Here is an 18,236-nt window from a genome sequence, read left to right as displayed (position 1 = left end):
CGGGTCGGTGGGACGCCTGCGCGAGGGTGAGCGAGTTCCTGGGGCCGCCATACGCAGCCGTGCAAGGCAGGACTGTACGGCGAACCTTCGAACGAGCCCCCGAAGACGACAACGCGAGGTCGGCCCCGCCGTTCGAGCAGCCGCCGCTCACGAGAAGTCCCCGAGCATGGCATCGTCGAAGCCTCATGTGTCTCCCCCGCACATAACTCACACCGTCATCTCAGGCCACAGAGCGTAATGAGTATTGCCGTCTGAGTCACCGAGTGAGTGGAATTCGTCGCCGTTAGAGTGGGCCGCCCGCGAGCGCGAGCACATGAGCGCACACTCAGGCGCGCTGCCCTCCCGCCGCATCATCGGGGTTCGCGGTGCTCCATGCGCGTTCAAGGCGGGCATGGCCACGGTCCGCGTCGGCGGGGAGGATGACCTGTTCGGGCAGCGGATCGGTGTGCAGCATGCGGACCAGATGGGCCCGGCGGTCCAGCACCGCGCGCTGGTTGATGTAGCCCTTGTCCGTGATCTCCCCGTCGGCCAGCGAGGCGGGCTCGTCCAGGACGAGAGCTCGGGCGATCCTGCGGGAGGTTCCCGAACCCGCAGCGTTCAGTCGCGTCAGCGCGGCCGCGAGGGCGGCGCGGACCTGGGGTGGTCCAGGGAACGGCTCTCCAGAACCGGCCAGTGCCTCCGCCTTGGCCGGGTTCAGCCAGACGAGGGCGCCGATGTAGGGCGTGTCGTGCCCGGTGAGGACCGCGTCGGCGAGAAGGCCTTGGGAGGCGTTCAGCAGTTGCGTGCGCAGCGTGCCGGCGCTGACCCAGGTCCCGGTGGACAGCTTGAAGTCCTCACTGATCCGGCCGTCGAACACCAGTCCCTTCTCCGGGTCGTCGTCGTCCACCATGCGGACGGCGTCACCGGTCCGGTAGTAGCCGTCCTCGTCGAACGCCTCGCGGGTCCGCGCGGGGTCGTTGAAGTATCCCGGCGTCACAGAGGGCCCCTTCACGCGTATCTCCAGCTTGGGGCCGACCGGCGCCAGTTTGATCGATACTCCGGGCACCGGGAGGCCGATGCAGTCGCTGCGGCCCGAGGCGAAGTACGCCGACGTCGCGGCGGGGGCCGTCTCGGTGCATCCCCAGGACGTCGTCATCGTGGCCTCGGCGCCGACCGACGCGGCGACCCGCGTGATGCCGTCCCAGATCTGCTGGGGCAGTGCCGCCGCGGCGAAGAAGACGAAGCGCATGCGGGAGAAGAACGCCTCCGCGAAGGCGCGATCGCGCTCCAGATGCGGGAGCAGCGACGCGTATCCGGCGGGCACGTTGAAGTAGACGTTCGGCCGGACCTCGGCCAGGTTCCGCACCGTCCGCCGCACGAGGTCGGGACCGGGCCGGCCGTCGTCCACGTACAGGCTGCCGCCGTTGGCGAGGGCCAGGCCGACGTTGTGGTTCCCGCCGAAGGTGTGGCTCCAGGGCAGCCAGTCGAGCATCACCGGCGGCTCCTCGGCGACGAACGGCCAGATCCGCCGCAGCATCCGCTGGTTGGCGCACAGCATCCGATGGGTGTTGATCACCCCCTTGGGCAGGCCGGTCGAGCCCGAGGTGAAGAGGATCTTCGCGACGGTGTCGGGTTCCACGGCGGCGAAGCGTTCCCGCACCTCGGGCGTCGGCGCGGTGGCGGCCCATTTCCGGAACTCCTCACGACCGGCGAGCACCTGCCCGGCGCTCGTCCCCAGGGCACTCGCGTAAGCCTGGGGGTCGTCGGCGAAGACGACCGCCGGTTCGACCAGCCCCACCATGGCCCGCAGCTTGACGTGCGCGGGGTCGAGCAGTGAGTAGGCGGTACTGACCGGCACGACGGGCGAGCCCACGGTGAAGCAGGCAAGCGTCAGCAGCAGGTGCTCGATGCCGTTGCCGGAGAGGATCATGACGGGACGGCCGGCGGCCCCGCGGTCGAGGAGCGCCTGCGCGAGCCCGTCCACCGCCCGCAGCGCCGCGCCATAGGTGACCTCGCGCCACTCGCCCTCGGCCCGGTCGGCGACCAGCAGGCGGTCGGGGTGTTTCCGCGCACCCTCGCGGAACGGCGCCGCCATGTTCCGCGCATGCGGCCCGAGCGGCAGGGCCGACCTCAGGATCGTCGAGCCGTCATCGAGACGTTCCGCAACCGTTCTGGGGGTAGTGAACAGTTCCATCACTTACCTCCGGGCCTTGCCCTGGCCAACGGGAAGTCGGCAGAGAACGAGACGTTCGTGAGTGTGGGGGACCATCAGCCGGTGAACAGCCCGATGCCGCCGCCCCTGGCGCACAGACATGGATGAGTCCGCCACGGCCCTGGCGCCGGCGGCCCCCTGCGGGTGGTCGAGCGGACCTTTGTCTGCCGCGAGACGATCGTCCCGGACCACCACCGACACATGTGTCTGGGAACGTGGATCTCGACCATGCATGCGCTGCGGACATCGCCTCACATTCGGTGCGCAGCGACGCCACCTCGTCGAGTTCCTCCCTGGTGAAGTCCGCCTCGTCCTCGACGCTCTCCGCCGTGTCCAGCATGGAGCGACCCGTACCGGAATCGCGGTTGATCGCGTCCAAGATCCAATGCTCGGTGAACGACTCGCGGGCCCTGGACGGCACCGAGACTCGCGGCCATCCCGGGCACGAGAGAGAGGAAGTCGATCTGAGGAACGGTGGTCCCCACCGCGATGAAGGTGATCGAACCCGGATCGAGCGTCCGGTCCCGCAGGGCCCGCCTGGTGACGTCGACGGAGGATGGCGACCTTGGACAGCCTCATGGCGAGAAGTTATACATCTACATTTCGCACCGTCAATAGCTTGTAGAGAGACGACACGGGGTCACCCTCGATCACGCTGGCCTGCATGGGCCACACGCCGACCGCCTCCTCATCCCCTCGCTCGAGCGTGCACTCCGCCGTCCTGAACTGATTTCGCCACCCAGATCGGCCACCCGGCCCACTTCAATTGATCGCGATGCGCCACCGCGTCACGCTCCTCGCGATCGTCACAGCCCTGCCCTGTCGACGAGCTGACGACCCGACGCCGACATCACCAATGCACGAGAACATGACCGCCGACTCAGCCGCAAGCGACCCCCCTGTTGGACAAGGCGATGCCGTCACCACCCGGTCGCGCGCCCGTCTAGCGCTCTTGGCGGCCCTGACGCAACTGCCGGCCTGGAGTAGCGGCTTACCATCTCGTCGTGGCGGGTGGCGGGCGAACGGCCGCTGGCGGTTGCGCTTGCAGCACCTCGTTGCGCGACCCGCAGGTAGATTCCGGGGGTGGGGCCTCGGGATGCGCTGTGCCGTCCGATGCGGATCTACTCGCCGCGGATCACCCCCGCCGCTCGGGGCAGTACGGCGGTAAGCCGATCACCGGCGGATTCAAGCTCGGCGAGGACCACGTCGTAGTACGCGCGGTCGGCCTTGATGACCGCGCCCCAGCCGATGTCGGCGCCGCCACCCGTGCCGCACGGGCCGCCCGGCGCGTTGGTCACAGCGCTCGGGATCACCGCGATGATCCGGCCCTTGTCACCCAGCAGCACGACCGGCGTAATCCGAGGCCGCTTACAACCGTCGCGAGAGCCAATGACGTTCCCGCCAGCCAGATGCCACCCGCATCCCCGCACAGACGCGCTCTTCTTGTCCTCAACAAACACCTTCGCCGCCTTCTCCCTGGCGGAACGGATTGGCGTCAGCGCGGAAGAGGGCCGGGGTCCACGATCGTTGCCGGCGTGCTCGCTCGTCGGGGCCGAGCCGACCGTACGGCAAAAGCTCCGGCACAAGAATTGCCGGAGCTTTTACCCGCGCATCGTCAGCCGATGCGGATCACGATCCTGGCGCCGTGGTGATGGTGATGGTGGCGGAAGAAGTCGTGCCTGAAGAATTCACGATGATGCCTGTCGAACCTCCGGTCGTCCCTGAACCTCCGATCTCCGTGGTGTCCGTTCCGGTCGCCATCCCTGTGGTGTTCGATGGAGACCCGCTGGCCAACGGATGTCGGAGCCGCGTTGGCGGCCGAGATGCCCACGAGTCCACTGAGCGTGAGCGCCGCCGTCATCAGGAAGATGATAATGAGGCGCACGTCTCTCATTCCTTTCGCTGGATTTTACCCTTCGCCTCCGCCCCTCCTTGCCATGAATGTGTCTTTAGGTCAGCTTATGAAATCTGAGTTAGAGGCACCCCCAAGCCCGGTCAAATCACTCAAAACCCCGTCTGACTCCGCCGAGATGCCACGGATCATGGCAATCGGGCAGCCTGCGACGTCTCCGCAGACGGGGTCGCCAGGTCCTACCGCGTCCACCACCAGGGCGCATCCGGTACCGGCCTCGGCCGCGCGACCTGCATGTCCCCTCTCCGCCCGCTACATGGACCCCGGTGTGGTGACGCAATGCCTTCTGGGTTTCGGTGGAATGGGTGGGCGATGCTCGGCAACCGGTGTTGAGGGCCTGGCAGGGCCGCCAGCGGAGGTGGGTCAACGGAGAGCGCCAAGTGCGGCTTGTTGGCTGGGCGAGTTGCCAGTCGAAGCCGTAAAAGCCTCAACGCCATCTGGCGGTGCCACGCAACAGCCGCCGCGATCATGTGCGAGATCGGCAACCTGATCTCCACCCGCATGACCGAGCTCGGACACCACGATCACGCAGACCGCGAGCTTGTCGTACCTGGTGGCCACGGCCGGTTGCGCTGAGCAGGTTGATCGTGCACTCCACGGCATGACGTTCGCGGTGGTCGGTCTTGGCACCCTTGAGCGGCCGGCCGCCGCGCGAGCTGCGCTTTCCCCGGCGGGATGCCTTGTCCTTCTTGGCGCGCGAGGATTAGGCCTAATGAGTAGGCGGCGCTGGTAGCGCTGCGACGGCCGGCCGCGTCACGCCCTTGTTCGCCCGTACCCGGTCCAACCGGGTACGGGGACGACCGCCACCGGACCGAGGCGCCCGGATGCTCTGCGGCACTGGTTTCAACTGCGGTGAGTCGCCCCGCTGCCCGGCGGTGTCCTCCAGCGCCATCGGCTTTTGGTCCTGCTCGACAGCCAGGTGCAGCTTGGTGGTCAGCCCGCCGCGCGACCGTCCGAGCCCGTGTTCCGCAGGTTCGTAGCACTCGCCGCCCGGCGGTGCTTTCTGCTCGTTCCACTTCCGCGCACCGGCGGCGTGCTGCGCAGATGGTCGAGTCGACGCGACATCCCAGGTGATCGGGCCGTCGGGGTCGACCTGGGCCTGCAGATCGGTCACGATCGGCGCCCAGGGGCCATCGCATTTCCAGCGGCGGAACGGGCCGTACAGCTACCGCTGGGGCACATCCCGCGCCCCCACCGGATCCCATTGATGAGCTGCCGTTTCGTCCGCTTCGGGGGCCGACCCGGCTGCTTTCCCACCGGCAGCAACGGCTCCGGCACCCGCTCCCGTGCGTAACCGTCGAATCACCGCGATCCACGCATCACCGAGCCTAACGTTGGTCCATGCACACGATGCCGTCACGGGTCGAACTACGCCCGCTCACTCTCTCGGACCAGGACGAGTTCTGCTCGCTCGTGCAGGCCAGCACCGAGCTGCACCGGCCATGGATGCAGCTGCCCGCGACCGCGGAGGAGTTCCAGGTCTGGATGCGGCGCTTTGACGACGGCACCAACCGAGGCTTCCTGGTCCGTGTCCAGGAGACCGGCGCAGCCGCTGGCATGGTCAACATCAACTCGATCATCCGGGGGCGCTACCAGGGCGCGTCCCTCGGCTATGCGGCCTTCACCCCGTCCGCAGGGCACGGGTACATGACCGAAGGACTCGCCATGACCCTGCAGTACGCCTTCACCGACCTGCGGCTCCACCGGCTGGAGGCCAGCATTCAGCCGGCGAACAAAGCATCCCTGGCCTTGGTCCAGCGGCTGGGCTTCCGCTACGAAGGACTTTCGCCCGCCTATCTCTATATCGACGGGGGCTGGCGGGACCACGAACGCTGGGCCATCACCGCATCAATTCCCTGGACACCCGATCCATCCCTTCCCGAGGTATGAGTCGCACGGCGCCGCTTATGAAACACGCTCCAGAACGAACGCGCTCGCCATCAAACACCGACCCGCCGCCAACGATGACGCCATACTCGGAAACGGCCACCACCGACCAGGAGCACCAAACCGAACACTGCTGGGCCGCCACTCCCCTCCCACCCACTATCGCGGCAGCCCGCTTTCTACGTACTCCGCGCGAGCAGGCAAGGGCGGGCTTCACACCCCGGCCACCTCATGCCTCCGGTGTCGCTTCGCGGGCGGCGAACCGGCACGCGGTCAATTGCGCGGTCTCACCAGCGAGGTCCCATCCGGGATGACGGCGGCATGACGTTCAGGCGGACGCGCGGCGCACGATCGACGCCTCGTTTGCCTGGGCCAAAGCGCCATCGAGAGTGAGCCCGGCCCGCGTGGACCGGCAGGTGATCGTTCCGTGCCGCCCACGTTCCGCTCTTGATCATTCGCATCAAAGGGATCTTTGCGAACGCGTCACGGGACCCGGAATGCCCGCCGGTACGCGCCCGGGGTCGTGCCCACCTGGGCACGGAAGCGCCGCCGCAGGTTGACCGCAGAGGTAAGGCCGACGCGGGCCGCGATCGCCTCGACCGGCAGGTCCGTCTCCTCGAGCAGGGTGCGTGCCGCGGTCACCCGGCGGGAGAGCAACCACGCGCCGGGGCTCGTGCCGAGCTGGTCGGCAAAGCGCCGGGCCAGGGTGCGCGGCGAGACGCCCAGATGCGCGGCAAGGTCGCGCACCGACAATGGTGTCCCCAGCCGCGCGCCGGCCCATTCGAGCAGGCCGTCGAGCGCGTCCCCGGGCGGCGGGGGCGGCACGTACTGCGCCTGGCCGCCCTCGCGGTGCGGCGGCATCACGATGTGGCGCGCGACGAGGGCGGCGTGCACGGCTCCGTGGTCCCGGCGGACCAGATGCAGACACAGGTCGATACCCGCGCCCGCACCGGCGCTCGTGGCGACGTCGCCGTGGTCCACGTAAAGCTTGTCCGGCTCCACGCGTACCCGGGGAAACTCGCGTCGCAGCTGCTCGGCACGCGCCCAGTGCGTGGTGGCGGAGCGACCGTCCAACAGCCCCGTGCGAGCCAGCGCGAACACGCCGGAGCAGATCGTGACCAGCCGCGCCCCACGCGCGTGTGCCTCCAGCAGCCCGCTGCGCACGCGGGGCGACAGCGGCGCCTCCACCGGCAGCCAGCCCGGGATGATCACGGTGTCCGCGGACTCGAGCGCCGACAGGTCCCGCGAGACGACCATTGCATACCCAGCCGACGTCGGCACCGGGCCCGGCGTTTCCGTGCACACCTCGAACTCATAGTGGGACGTCACGCCAGGCCGCCGCGTACCGAAGACCTCGACGGCACAGCCGAGCTCGAACGTCGACTGCACAGGCCGCACCAGGGCAACCACACGATGCATGGCAGGAAAGTACCCCACGGTGTCATCACAGCCCCTGCCCGCTCCAGCCCGTGCACGGCACGGTAGGAGGCATGCACCCCGAGATCTTGGTTCAAGAGGGCTACACCTCCGCCTCCATCGTCCAATCCCCGGTCCGCGAACTCTTCCCTGGGATCCGGCTCCGTCCCCTCTGGCGGGGACCGTCCGGCGCGCATGCCAATGTGCTGGAAATGGATCCGGGCACCTCCTGGCCGCGCCGCGACGTCCACGACCCCGGCCCGGAGGAGGTCTACGTGGTCGCGGGCACCTTCAACGACGGCGCACGCGACTACCCGGCCGGGACGTTCCTGCACGCGCCGGCAGGAACGTGGCATATACCGGCGACCACCACCGGTTGCACACTGTTCCTCTTCTACCCAGAGGGCTGAGGCGGCCCATCGGAAGGTAGAACGGGCCCCAGCCTGATGCGGAGTCGAGGGCTTCCAGCGGTCGGGGCCGCGCGGGACTCCAGGCCGGTGGCATCATCGCCCAGATCAATGGTGAACGCATAAGCGGTGACAGCGACCCGATCGCGATCGTGCTGGACTATCTCGAAGTGCCCCTCCAAGAACTCCCAACAATTGGCGTCCACCGTGGCGGCCCAGGCCGCTCAGGTTGAAGGTGGCCTTGGTGCCGTCCCCTCCATGTGTCGGCGCGGATCTCTCACGGTCCCGTCGGCGGGGGCGTGGCCCTAGCGGGAAGGCGCAGTACGAATCGTGCGCCGCGTGGGCTGTCCTCGGCGGCCAGGGTGCCGCCGTGGCTGTGAGCGATCTGCCGGGCGATCGGCAGACCGAGCCCGGTGCCGTCCGGGTCCCTGGCGCGGGAGGCGTCCAGGCGCGCGAACCGCTGGAAGATGACCTCCCGCTGTTCGGGGGCGATGCCCTCGCCGTCGTCGCACACCTCCAGCACCGCGACACCCGCCTCCAGGGTCAAGGTCACGGTGACCAGCGAGGCGGCATGCCGTTCAGCGTTGTCCAGCAGATTGTTCAACAACCTGGTCAAAGCAATCCGTTCGCCGCACACGGCCACCCCGGAGACCAGAGAACGGCGCACGGCGAGCGTGCCCACCCTGCACGGTCGCCGGTCCAGTTCGGCTCCCACCAGACCGGTCATGTCGATCACCTCGCGGCGGCCGGCGACGCCCGCGTCCAGCCTGGCGACCTGCAGCAGATCGGCGACCAGGGCCTGGGCCCGTTCGACGCTCTCCAGCAACGCTTTGGCGGTCTGAGGCCAGTCGGCCTGATGCGGCCACATCAGCGCCTCCTCGATCTGCGTGCGCATGGCGGTCAGCGGGCTGCGCAGATCGTGGGACGCGTCGGAGGCGAAACGCAGTTGCCGCTCGACGGCCGACTGGGCCCGTCCCAGGGTGCGGTTGGCGGTCTCGGCGAGCTCGCGGAGTTCGTCGCGGTAGGCGGGCACCGGTACCCGGTGGTTCAGATCGCCGGCGGTGATCTGATCGAGCTCCCTGGTGATCGTGTGCACCGGGCGCAGTGCCCTGCCAACGATCCGGTAGCTGCCCGCGGCACCCGCCGCCACCACCAGCAGCAGCCAGCCGACACCGAGCGGGACCAGCAACCCGCTCCCCACGTACCAGGGAACCTGGGGGGCGGCCACGTTCACCTGCCACAGGCCGTCGTGGCGGTGAACGGGGTAGGCCAGCACGATGACGCACCGGTCGCCGAACACCTTCCCGCCGCACGAGGAGGCCGTGGCGAACGCGTCGGGATCGGGCGCCAGGTGTGTCATGGGCGGCTTGCCCGCCATGTCCGGGCTGGCGGCGGCCACTCGCCCGGCGGGATCGACCACCTGCACCGACTCCCGCGAAGCGTCCACCGGAGTCACATCGACCCCTTGTACTCCCCGGCGTAACTGCTTGCCCACATTCACCGCGTTGTCGAACAGCCGCTGCGTACGGTCTTGGGCGATCTCCTGCCGGACGGCGAACAGCACGAACACCGCCACGGCGGTGCACAGCATCGCCATGACCGCGCCGGCCACCGTTGCCAGGCGAATCCGGATCGACCATCGCCGCCACACTGCGATCACCCCGCGTGATCAGCTCTGCTACCTGCCGGGGGAGATGCTCATAGGTCCACGCTAGCCGCCGGGCACCGGTGACGGAGAACCCGCTCCGGGGATGAGCCGGTCTCCGCCCATGCCGGTGGCCCTGCCGCCCTCGTCGTCGATTCCGACGCCGGTGATCTTCAGGAGGTCGTGCGTGAGAACCGAGAGTTCGCCGCAGTTCTCCTCACACCACGGATCGTACGCCGACCTGCGCCCGGAGCCGATCAATGCTGCCTCCCCAGTCGGACGACGCCTGCCACCGTCCCAGTGTGTGAATGGTGGACGCCGGCAAGCGCGTGGCGGTGTGTCACCGAGATCGCGGCACAGGACGGTGCTGCCGGTGCCGGCAAAGACGTGCGCCCGGCGCGCTGCACCGGCCGAATCGGGGCGATCAGCCCGTGTCCGAGGGGTCGCCAGGGGCTTCAGAACTCTCGTAACGAACGCAGGTTCCGTAAGCAACATAGGCGACATCGGTCATCACTGCCCTCCCATGGCTGGTCGCCTGGGGAATCGCGGTGAACCCCACACCCACCACGGCATCGGGGTGGAGGTCTCCCACCGCCGCGGCCAGGTGCTGAAGAGCGATCTCAGAAGTGGCGCCCGGCCTGCCGACCCGAATCTGCTGCGCCCGTATCCTGCGCTGATCGCCGGGGATGTAGTCCGTTGTGTACATCGGAGTGCCCACACCAACGTGCTGCCCACAGCCCGGTCAATGCCCCCTCACCGGTCATTCACCTGATGGGAAAAGGCCGCTTCTCATGTGCGGACGGGGGCACAGAAACGTTCTCCGCCGACCGCGCCCCGAATGCGCGCCCGGTGATAATCGATCGTCTGGCCCGCCAGGGGTGTGCCAGGAGTGTTCGGCCGGCAAACGGCTCGACAGCCTGCACCTTCGGGGCGGGCATCAACGCGCTAGGTGGGGGCAGACCCAATGACCGCCGAGGGGTGCGCCACTCACAACGAGAACAGTGACCGGGCGCATCGCGCATGTCCGACCGAGGTGACGACGACCTTGGCGCTCAGTCCGGCGTAGGCCGCGGCCTGCGAGACCGTGCAGTCTGATCGTTCCCGGATGCGCGAGCGTTCACCCTGGCACTCGTCATGTCGACGCTGGGATGCCCGAGACCACCGGCAGGGTCGGCTTCTCAGACGAAGGCCGCTGGTGGCCGTCATCCGGCAGGCTCAGATCGAACCGGGCTCGCCGCGGCGTGATCGGCCGCATGACGAGCGCTGTCCGGTACGGGGACGTTGTGCGCGATCCACTCGCGGGTCGTCTCGGTCGCTCGCTCGATCAGGTCGCGGGTCTGCCCGAAGTCGATGGGCAGCACCTGGGCCGGGTACAGCGGCGGGACCAGGCGCAGGCGGGTGCGGTGTTCGACGCACCGGATCGACGCGGCGATGCGCTGCTCGCTCAGCAGGTTGTAGGCGTGCAGCGCCATGGTGATCGCCGTGGAGGGCGGAACGGGCAGGTCACAGCAGAAGCCCGGGGACAGCAGGTAGACCTCGTCGGCCCCTTGCTCGACGGCGAGGTCGAGGGTCGTCCGCTCGGCGACGCCACCGTCCATGAGCACCTGCTCACCGATGGTCACGTTGGGGAAGAGCGCGGGGATCGCGGTGCTGGCCAGCAGGGCCGGCACCGCCGGGCCACACGAGAGGGCGACGGCCTTGCCGCTCCTCACCTCGGACGCCAGGATCGACAGCGGAAGCCGGGCGTCCTCCAGGTTCTCGATCGGAAGGGAACGCCGCAGGAACCGCTGCAGAGGCCGGTTGTCGAACAGATGGTTCTGGCGGCCGACCATCGCCTCGGTGAGCGTGAGCGGACGGAAGGCGAAGGTGTAGTTCGCGATGCCGAGCGCCTGCCGGACGCCCTTCACTGGATGGAGGGGCAGGTTGCGCGCGAGGGCGCGCAACGTCTGCGGCAGGATCAGCGGATACACATCGTGACCGCCGACCGAGCACCACATCGACGCCAACTCCTCGACGCCGTCGATATCGTACGGGCGGCGTAGTAGGCCGCGTTCAGAGCACCGGCCGACGCGCCCACCACAAGGTCGGCGCGTACGCCATGAGCGGCGAGCGCGCGAAGCATGCCGACCTGGGCCGCCCCCAGGCTCCCGCCTCCCCACAGGACGAATGCCGTCGTCATCGCCCCTCCCCCGGGACGGGCTCGGCCCGGGAGCCGACCCGCCCGCGTCGGTAACATGGTGTCATCGGGCGCCGAGAATCACATCGCCATCTCATGGCCATCTTTTTGCAGAGAATTGGCGTGACCCAAAGAACTGCGGCGCTCTTCTCACTCCCCGTCTCCCCGAGGTATTATATCGCTAGGCGATAGAGATTGATATCGCAGGGCGATGCGAGCGGGCCGAGTGGGCTCCACGCGAGGCCCCCGGCTCGAAGACCTCATCCGATCGCGGATTGGAGGACGGCTATGACATTCCGAGCCGCGGGTATCGAATCCCATCCCGATCTCGCAGAGCTGCGCTCCCGCTACGAGTTGGCCGCCGAGCAGCCCACCGCACAGGCGCTGGACGGGTTGACCATTCTCAGCGGCCTGTACCTGGCGGTGTCACCGTGGATCCTCGGGCTCGCGCGTTTCCCGGGCACTGGGGACCTCCGGGTGAACAACCTGATCACGGGCCTCGCCGTGGCCGTGATGGCGATGGGGCTGGCCGCGGCGTTCGGCCGCACCCACGGGGTGGCGTGGACCGTTCCAGTCCTCGGCGTGTGGACGATCATCGCCCCCTGGGTGGTGTCGGGCGCCACCCCCAAGGGCGGCACCATCGTCAGCAACGTCATCATCGGCGCGCTCATCCTCCTGCTGGGCCTCGGGGCCATGGCCCTTCCCACGCGACAACGGCGGACGGTCAACGAGCGACGATGATCGCAACAGGCTGATCAGGTGTCGCGGCCAGGCGCCAGGTACGACGGCGTCGGCGTCTGGCCGTGGCACGTGACCGGAACAGAGGCGCGGCAGGCCAGCCGAGCGAAGCGTTGCTCCAGCACCGTGGCGGCGTCGCGGTTGACCGCGTATGAAAGACGCTGAGTCAGCTCGCGGGTGCCGGGCGCCCTGGCTCGTCCGTCTGCGGGTCCGGGTCGCCGAGATGTTCCAGCAGTGCGGCGAGATGGTCCAAGACGGGTGCCAGTTCGCCGAGTTCGATGAGATGCCGGCGTGTCAGCGCCGTCAGAATCCGCTCGCCGTCGGGCCGCAGCCGGACACGGATCACACGCGCATCGGCGGCGTCGCGGTCCCGGGCGACCAGCCGCGCCTCCTCCGCCCGATCGACCAGCTCGACAGTGCTGTGATGACGCAACATCAGGTAGTCCGCCAGCTCACCGATCGTCGGTCCGCAGGAGCCGCCGTGCCCCTTGATCGCCAGCAGCAACTGGTGCTGCCGCGGAGTCACCCCGGCCGCCCTGGCATGCTGTTCACTCCACGCCAGAAATCGCCGCAGCCTCGTACGAAACTCCAGCAACGTCGCGAAATCCTGCTGCGTCAGCGGCTCCATGGGAAACTCCCCGCTCATTAATAAATCGTACAACGATATCTCCAATCCGTCACAGCCAGACACGTAAAAGCCCGGCGCGCCGCGCAGGACCGCCCCTGGCAGACAGCGCCCTTTTCCGTTCACACCGGCTGCCTCAGAAGGAACGTCGACCCCGCAGAGACGTTCGCCGCCCGGGGACCGCACTCCTCGGGCACCGTGACCAATGCGGCCGGCATCCGCCCACAGCGAAGCACAAAGGTCTTCGAAAGATGAAACTGACCTCATACCGAGCCCTGCTCACACTGGACTCGTCGGCATCACCGGTCAGCGGCATGCCGACCGCGACCCGTTCAGGAGTGATACGGATCCCCGAAACCGATTCGGAAGCGGTTTGCCACTTCCATGCGACCATCACCGCCACAGACGATGAACCTCTCACGCCAGGCGAGCGCCTGCGGGACGTGACAGTGAGCGTCACCGAGGAATCCGCACCGGACCATCTCACCGCAGGCGTGAAATTCGAACTGTGGACCAGCAAGCTGATCGGCCATGGGATCATCAGCCGCCGAATAGTCTGGTGACTTCATTGGACGCTTGTGTCCGCGCCAATGGGCGCAGACGTCCCAACCACCTGGTCGCCGCGACATTCGAGCGGCCGCGAGCGAATCGCCCCGAACCTGGTCCATTCATAGGGACCGATCGCAGCACGGCGCCCTGCTACCGCTCATCCTCAGCCGAGCGTTCGGCGAGATGGCGGCCAGGGCGCTCGTGCCCGGCTTCGTGTCCCTGAGCGGGTGGACGTGGCGCAGGTACGGTATCTGCGGGAATGCCTCCAGCAGGTACGGGCCGGGCGGCGGCAGGATCGGTCCTGGATCACGCACGGCAGCACTTCGCATGGGTCCGCTGGCAGCTTGCGGCAATACGATCATCTCGGGCACCTGAACAGCGACCTGTCGTAGCCGGCCACGTTCCTGGCGACGCAGGGGATCACCCGCGAGGTTCTGCGGTTCGCCCGGCCGCGTCGCCGACACCGCTCATGGACCCCGCGGCCGCACTCGCTGATCGCGTTTCATCGCGCTGCGCAAGGCGATGGCGTACGCCGAACTCAGCGACGAACCGGCGTTCCGGGCCGCGATCTCCACCGCCCGCCGTGAACTCGATGGAGATCACCGGATTCGCGGGGCACGGAGGCACCGGGCCGGTAAGTGCCGGCGAGTCTCTGCCGCGCGCGACTGGAGATCCCGACTGTTCGCCCTGCGATCACCGTCCACTACCGGTCGCGGCTGGCCAGCGCGGTGCGGCGGGTCGGTGTGAGATGAGTCAAGCGCTCATTGAGGAGGCCGCGTCGCCGGACCGATGAACGGCCTGCTCCGGATGCCGGAGCAGGCCGTTCGGCGACTAGGGGAAGCGTGGGTCGTTCCCGGCCCTGGTGTCCACGGTCAGCCCCATCGCGCGAGCGACGGCGCCCCAGGAAACGTAGGAGAAGTTCGTGGCATCGCGGTCGGCATCCACGTCGGGCCCCGTCTCCGGCTCGTCATGGGTGACGAGGAGGCCCTGCCGGTAACCGTCGACGGGACGGTTGGTCACGGCGAGTCCATCGGAACCGTTGATGTCGTCGACGCCGCCGACACCCTTGACCAGGAAGCTGCCCAGCGGACGGTTCCGGCCTTGGCGCTCGTAGACCGCGAACCTGTCGTCGCCCTGGCTCGAGACGAGCACGTATCCGGTCGAGCGGGGGCCGTAGTAGATGTCGACGCCCTCGGCGTCGGCCGTGAGCAGGTTGCCGCCGTAGCCCTTGGCCTTCGGGTCGACCGGTTGGCACTCCTCGGTCTCGTCGTCGTAGACGTCGTGGATCCCGAAGTCCTTGACACGGTCGACGAGCGTGGGCCGGCTGCCGGAGCCGAGCGGTAGTTGCAGCCGCCACAGACCGACGTCCTCCTGGGCTGCGTACAACACGCCCGACGCCTGGTCCACAGCGACGCCCTCGAGTTGCGGCAGCACGCCCGGCTCCTCACAGGGAACCCAGGTCGTCCCGTCCGGCAGCGGGAAGGAACTCGGCATGCTGAGCCGCTGGACTCCCGTGTAGCCGAGCCCGCCCCCGCTTTCGACGATCCGCGCGGTCGCGACAGTGGTCGTCCCCTCCTGGGTGACGACGGCGTAGGTCTCGCCGGGCCGCGGCTGCCAGATGGCCAGGCCGTAGGCGGTCCGCTCCTCGTCAACGGCCTCACGGTCGGGGTTGAACAGGAAGCTCTGGTCGGGCGCGGTGACCTCGGTCAGCGGGGTGCGCGCCGCCGTGCCGGCCGGGTCGATGACGAAGAAGCGGAGCTGATCGTTGTAGCGGTCCGAGACGACGGCGACGTCGACCCGCCGGCCGGACAGGCTGATGCCGTAGGCGATGTCGACGTTGTTGTAGCGCCCCGCGGCGGCGTCGGCCCGCGGCGCCTCGGTGGCGGGCAGCGACTGGAGTTCGCGCGAGCCCGCATCGTAGACGCGGAGGCCGCCCTCCTTGGCCGTCACGATCACCAGCGACTTCCGGGAGTCCGCGGGGTGGACCCAGATGGCCGGGTCGTCGCCGGAGGCGTTCCCACCGGCCTCGTCGTCGTACAGGATGGGGGTCTCGTTGTCCGTGGTCACGACGGCGGGCTGCGTGGTGGTGGCGTGGGCGCCCGCGTGGTGCGGCGCGAACAGCGCGGCAACGACCGTACTCACCGTTACCACGGCATTCAGGGTGTAGTTCACGACGGTCACCTTGCAGGACAAAGATTGCCGCTGCTCTGACCGGCGATGGCCAGGGGTGAAACTCAGCGCTCCCCCTGGACGGAGGACGCAACGTGGGCGACAGGGGCGAACCGGGTGGCGTTTCCCTCGGCTGCTTTGTGTACGCGGTCGGCCTGCTGGTCACAAGGTCTGAGGGCTGGTGGTTTTGATCCCGCGGATGCTGGCCGCGACGCCATCATGACCGCCGGTCCCTGCAGACGGCCGTTCCGCCGACCACGGCTTTGAGCGGCGTCGGCCGCTCCGGGTGTTCATCGGAGCGGCCGAAGCAGTGTCAACGCGCCTGGGCGACGTCGGTGAGTTCGTTGTCGCGGGTCTCCTTGAGCAGGAGGGGCGGCCAGCGAGTGCAGTCGAGGATCGGGAAGAGGATCAGCGCCCAGGGGACGCCGACCGTGTTGGCCCCGAGCAGGACCCGGCGCCGCCCGATCCGGTCCGACAGGATGCCGCCCGAGACGATCCCGATGGCCGTCCCTTGCCTCCCTTATGAGATTCGAGTATCTCTTGATACTCGCGTATCAGTTGATGGAGGGGCGTCCATGCTCGCTGCTTTCACCGCTGCCGGCGGCGTGGCGGCCGGGGAGGTCCCCGAGCCGGTGCCGGGCGAGGGGCAGGTGCTGGTCGCACCGCTCTCGGCGGGGATCTGCGGATCGGATCTGCACCTGGTCGACGCGGTCGCCGGCCTGGGCGACGACGCTCCCAGGATCGTCCTGGGGCACGAGTTCTGCGCCGAGATCCTGGAGGCGGGGCCGGGGACGTCCGGGCGGTTCGCGCCGGGGACGCGGGTGGTGTCGGTGCCCCACGTTCTGAGCCCGTCCGGGCCGGTCGACCTCGGATTGTCGCCGGTGCTGCCGGGCGGGTTCGCCCAGCGGGCGGTGATGCAGGAGTCGTTCCTCCTGCGGGTCCCGGACGGCCTGCCGGACGACCACGCCGCGCTGACCGAGCCCCTCGCGGTGGCCGTCCACGCGGTGCGCGCCGCCCGGCCCGGCCCCGAGGACGCAGCCCTCGTCGTGGGCTGCGGGCCGATCGGCCTGGCGGTGATCGCGGCACTGAAGGCCGACGGGCACGGGCCGGTGGTCGCCGCCGACTTCTCCCCCGCGCGCCGGACCCTGGCCGAGCGTCTGGGGGCCGACATCGTGCTGGACCCGGCCGAGTCCTCGCCGTACGACAGGTGGGCCGAGCTTGGGGTCGTCGAGCGGCCTCCCTCGCCCCTGCTGGGAGAGGGCGTCCCACCGGGGAACGTCATCGCCTTCGAGTGCGTCGGCGCTCCGGGGCTGATCCAGCAGATCATCGAGGGCGTCCCCCGGCACAGCCGGATCGTCGTCGTCGGCGTGGGCGTCGCGCCCGACACGATCACTCCGGTGTCGGCGATCCTCAAGGAGGTCTCGCTCACGTTCGTCTTCGCCTACCGGCAGCAGGAGTTCGCCCACGCGCTGGGGCTCCTGGCGGACGGGCGGGTGGACGGAAACCCCTTCGTCACCGGCACCGTGGGGCTCGGCGGCGTCGCCGGGGCCTTCGCCGACCTGCGCAGTCCCGACGAGCACGTCAAGATCATCGTTCGCCCCCGATGAGGGGCCGGGATACTGGCCGTATGACCTCACCGTCTTCCCCGCCCCGGAACCTGCGTGAGCGCAAGCGGCAGCGGGCGCGTGACGAGATCTACACGGCCGCGCTGGACCTGCTGGCCGAGCGCCCCTTCGACGAGGTCACGATCGACGAGATCTGCGAGCGCGCGGAGGTCGGCAGGGCCTCCTTCTTCAGGATCTACGGGGCGAAGGCCGGGCTCCTGCTGGAGTTCAACCACCGGCTGGCCCGGGACGCGCGGGAGGCCATGGCCGCGCAGCCGTCCGCCAGTGCCGTGGAGCGGCTCCGGGTGGTGCAGCGGACCCTGGTGACCGGCTGGACGGCGACCGGCCCCGCGCTCCGGGAGATGCTGCGCGCGTTCCTCGCCGAGGCCGGCCCCGCCCTCTTCTCGGCGGCCGGGGACGCGCCCGCGCATCCCGAACTGCTGTCGCTCGTCGCGGAGATCGTCGAGGAAGGGCAGCGGGCCGGGGAACTCGACACGCGGCTGGAGCCGGGGTTCGCCTCCTGGCTCGTCGTGACGGGGATGGCCACCGCCACCGGCCGGTGGGTCGTCGGCCAGAACGAGACGGGCCTGGAAAAGGCCACCGAAGACGTTCTGGAGGTACTGCTCGGAGGCCTGGCACGCTTCTGAGGCCGGCGGCCTCGTCCTCGGGACGCCCTTGCCAAGAAGGATCGTCGCATTTCTTATATAAACTATTATCGACCTTTCAGGGGCTCGCCGCCCTCGGCTCGAGCTTCACCTGCACACGCCTGCGGCTGCGGCCGGGCAGGCACTACCCCTACCGCGCTCTACACGTCCGCCCGTTTTGACGCCGATATGGTGGCGACGGCGCACTGGTCCGGGGAGTCGGGCGAGAGCGTCGCAGCGGCCGCCGATGGTGCGTGGCAGACGAAGAACATC

The 18,236-nt window shown here is 68.9% G+C and carries 16 protein-coding genes; 6 read left to right on the top strand and 10 right to left on the bottom strand.

Annotation, left to right across the window (positions count from 1 at the left end; genetic code table 11):
- Positions 1-325: 325 nt before the first annotated feature.
- The 4 genes from ACFPZN_RS08900 to ACFPZN_RS08885 all read right to left on the bottom strand — a co-directional run bounded on the left by ACFPZN_RS08900 (position 326) and on the right by ACFPZN_RS08885 (position 5,217).
- Positions 326-2,173, bottom strand: coding sequence for a feruloyl-CoA synthase (locus ACFPZN_RS08900; protein ID WP_378281340.1), 1,848 nt, complete (start codon positions 2,171-2,173; stop codon positions 326-328).
- Between the two features lie 1,139 nt (positions 2,174-3,312).
- Positions 3,313-3,537, bottom strand: coding sequence for a hypothetical protein (locus ACFPZN_RS08895; protein WP_378281339.1), 225 nt, complete (start codon positions 3,535-3,537; stop codon positions 3,313-3,315).
- Between the two features lie 269 nt (positions 3,538-3,806).
- Complete coding sequence (locus ACFPZN_RS08890) at positions 3,807-4,076, bottom strand: hypothetical protein (protein WP_378281338.1); 270 nt, start codon at positions 4,074-4,076, stop codon at positions 3,807-3,809.
- 736 nt (positions 4,077-4,812) lie between these two features.
- Entirely contained in the window at positions 4,813-5,217 is a 405-nt protein-coding gene (locus ACFPZN_RS08885) for a hypothetical protein (RefSeq protein ID WP_378281337.1), read from the bottom strand.
- Between the two features lie 227 nt (positions 5,218-5,444).
- Between ACFPZN_RS08885 and ACFPZN_RS08880 the strand changes: the two genes are divergently transcribed.
- Entirely contained in the window at positions 5,445-5,993 is a 549-nt protein-coding gene (locus ACFPZN_RS08880; protein ID WP_378281336.1) for a GNAT family N-acetyltransferase, read from the top strand.
- A gap of 480 nt (positions 5,994-6,473) precedes the next feature.
- On the opposite strand, the gene ACFPZN_RS08875 is transcribed toward ACFPZN_RS08880, so the two are convergent.
- Positions 6,474-7,409 (bottom strand): GlxA family transcriptional regulator, encoded by a 936-nt coding sequence (locus ACFPZN_RS08875; RefSeq protein ID WP_378281335.1) that lies wholly within the window; start codon positions 7,407-7,409, stop codon positions 6,474-6,476.
- Between the two features lie 71 nt (positions 7,410-7,480).
- Here ACFPZN_RS08875 and ACFPZN_RS08870 point away from each other — a divergent pair, with 71 nt between their 5' ends.
- Positions 7,481-7,816: a cupin domain-containing protein gene (locus ACFPZN_RS08870; RefSeq protein ID WP_378281334.1), complete on the top strand. Its 336-nt coding sequence runs from the start codon at positions 7,481-7,483 to the stop codon at positions 7,814-7,816.
- Between the two features lie 274 nt (positions 7,817-8,090).
- Here the strand turns inward: ACFPZN_RS08870 and ACFPZN_RS08865 are convergent, their stop codons facing one another.
- From ACFPZN_RS08865 to ACFPZN_RS08855, 3 genes are all read right to left on the bottom strand, one after another.
- Positions 8,091-9,425: a sensor histidine kinase gene (locus tag ACFPZN_RS08865; protein WP_378281333.1), complete on the bottom strand. Its 1,335-nt coding sequence runs from the start codon at positions 9,423-9,425 to the stop codon at positions 8,091-8,093.
- 1,235 nt (positions 9,426-10,660) lie between these two features.
- Complete coding sequence (locus tag ACFPZN_RS08860) at positions 10,661-11,455, bottom strand: patatin-like phospholipase family protein (protein ID WP_378281332.1); 795 nt, start codon at positions 11,453-11,455, stop codon at positions 10,661-10,663.
- On the bottom strand, positions 11,416-11,637 hold the full coding sequence (locus tag ACFPZN_RS08855) for a patatin-like phospholipase family protein (RefSeq protein ID WP_378281331.1): 222 nt from the start codon (positions 11,635-11,637) through the stop codon (positions 11,416-11,418). The genes ACFPZN_RS08860 and ACFPZN_RS08855 overlap by 40 nt, the downstream gene beginning before the upstream one ends.
- Positions 11,638-11,922: 285 nt before the next feature.
- Between ACFPZN_RS08855 and ACFPZN_RS08850 the strand changes: the two genes are divergently transcribed.
- A complete protein-coding gene (locus tag ACFPZN_RS08850) occupies positions 11,923-12,375 on the top strand; it encodes an SPW repeat protein (RefSeq protein WP_378281330.1) in 453 nt (150 codons plus the stop codon).
- Between the two features lie 163 nt (positions 12,376-12,538).
- Here ACFPZN_RS08850 and ACFPZN_RS08845 read toward each other — a convergent pair whose 3' ends face one another.
- Positions 12,539-13,000, bottom strand: coding sequence for a MarR family transcriptional regulator (locus ACFPZN_RS08845; protein WP_378281329.1), 462 nt, complete (start codon positions 12,998-13,000; stop codon positions 12,539-12,541).
- A gap of 248 nt (positions 13,001-13,248) precedes the next feature.
- Between ACFPZN_RS08845 and ACFPZN_RS08840 the strand changes: the two genes are divergently transcribed.
- Entirely contained in the window at positions 13,249-13,560 is a 312-nt protein-coding gene (locus ACFPZN_RS08840) for a hypothetical protein (RefSeq protein ID WP_378281328.1), read from the top strand.
- Between the two features lie 817 nt (positions 13,561-14,377).
- Here ACFPZN_RS08840 and ACFPZN_RS08835 read toward each other — a convergent pair.
- A complete protein-coding gene (locus ACFPZN_RS08835; RefSeq protein ID WP_378281327.1) occupies positions 14,378-15,688 on the bottom strand; it encodes a phytase in 1,311 nt (436 codons plus the stop codon).
- A gap of 602 nt (positions 15,689-16,290) precedes the next feature.
- Between ACFPZN_RS08835 and ACFPZN_RS08830 the strand changes: the two genes are divergently transcribed.
- Together ACFPZN_RS08830 and ACFPZN_RS08825 are read left to right on the top strand one after the other, a co-directional pair.
- A complete protein-coding gene (locus tag ACFPZN_RS08830; protein ID WP_378281326.1) occupies positions 16,291-17,322 on the top strand; it encodes a zinc-binding dehydrogenase in 1,032 nt (343 codons plus the stop codon).
- Positions 17,323-17,342: 20 nt separating this feature from the next.
- A complete protein-coding gene (locus tag ACFPZN_RS08825) occupies positions 17,343-17,966 on the top strand; it encodes a TetR/AcrR family transcriptional regulator (protein WP_378281325.1) in 624 nt (207 codons plus the stop codon).
- Positions 17,967-18,236 lie beyond the last annotated feature (270 nt).

The sequence above is a fragment of the Actinomadura rugatobispora genome (assembly GCF_042656285.1).
In the GTDB taxonomy this organism is placed as follows: domain Bacteria; phylum Actinomycetota; class Actinomycetes; order Streptosporangiales; family Streptosporangiaceae; genus Spirillospora; species Spirillospora rugatobispora.
This window is presented reverse-complemented; position numbering and strand designations above follow the sequence as displayed.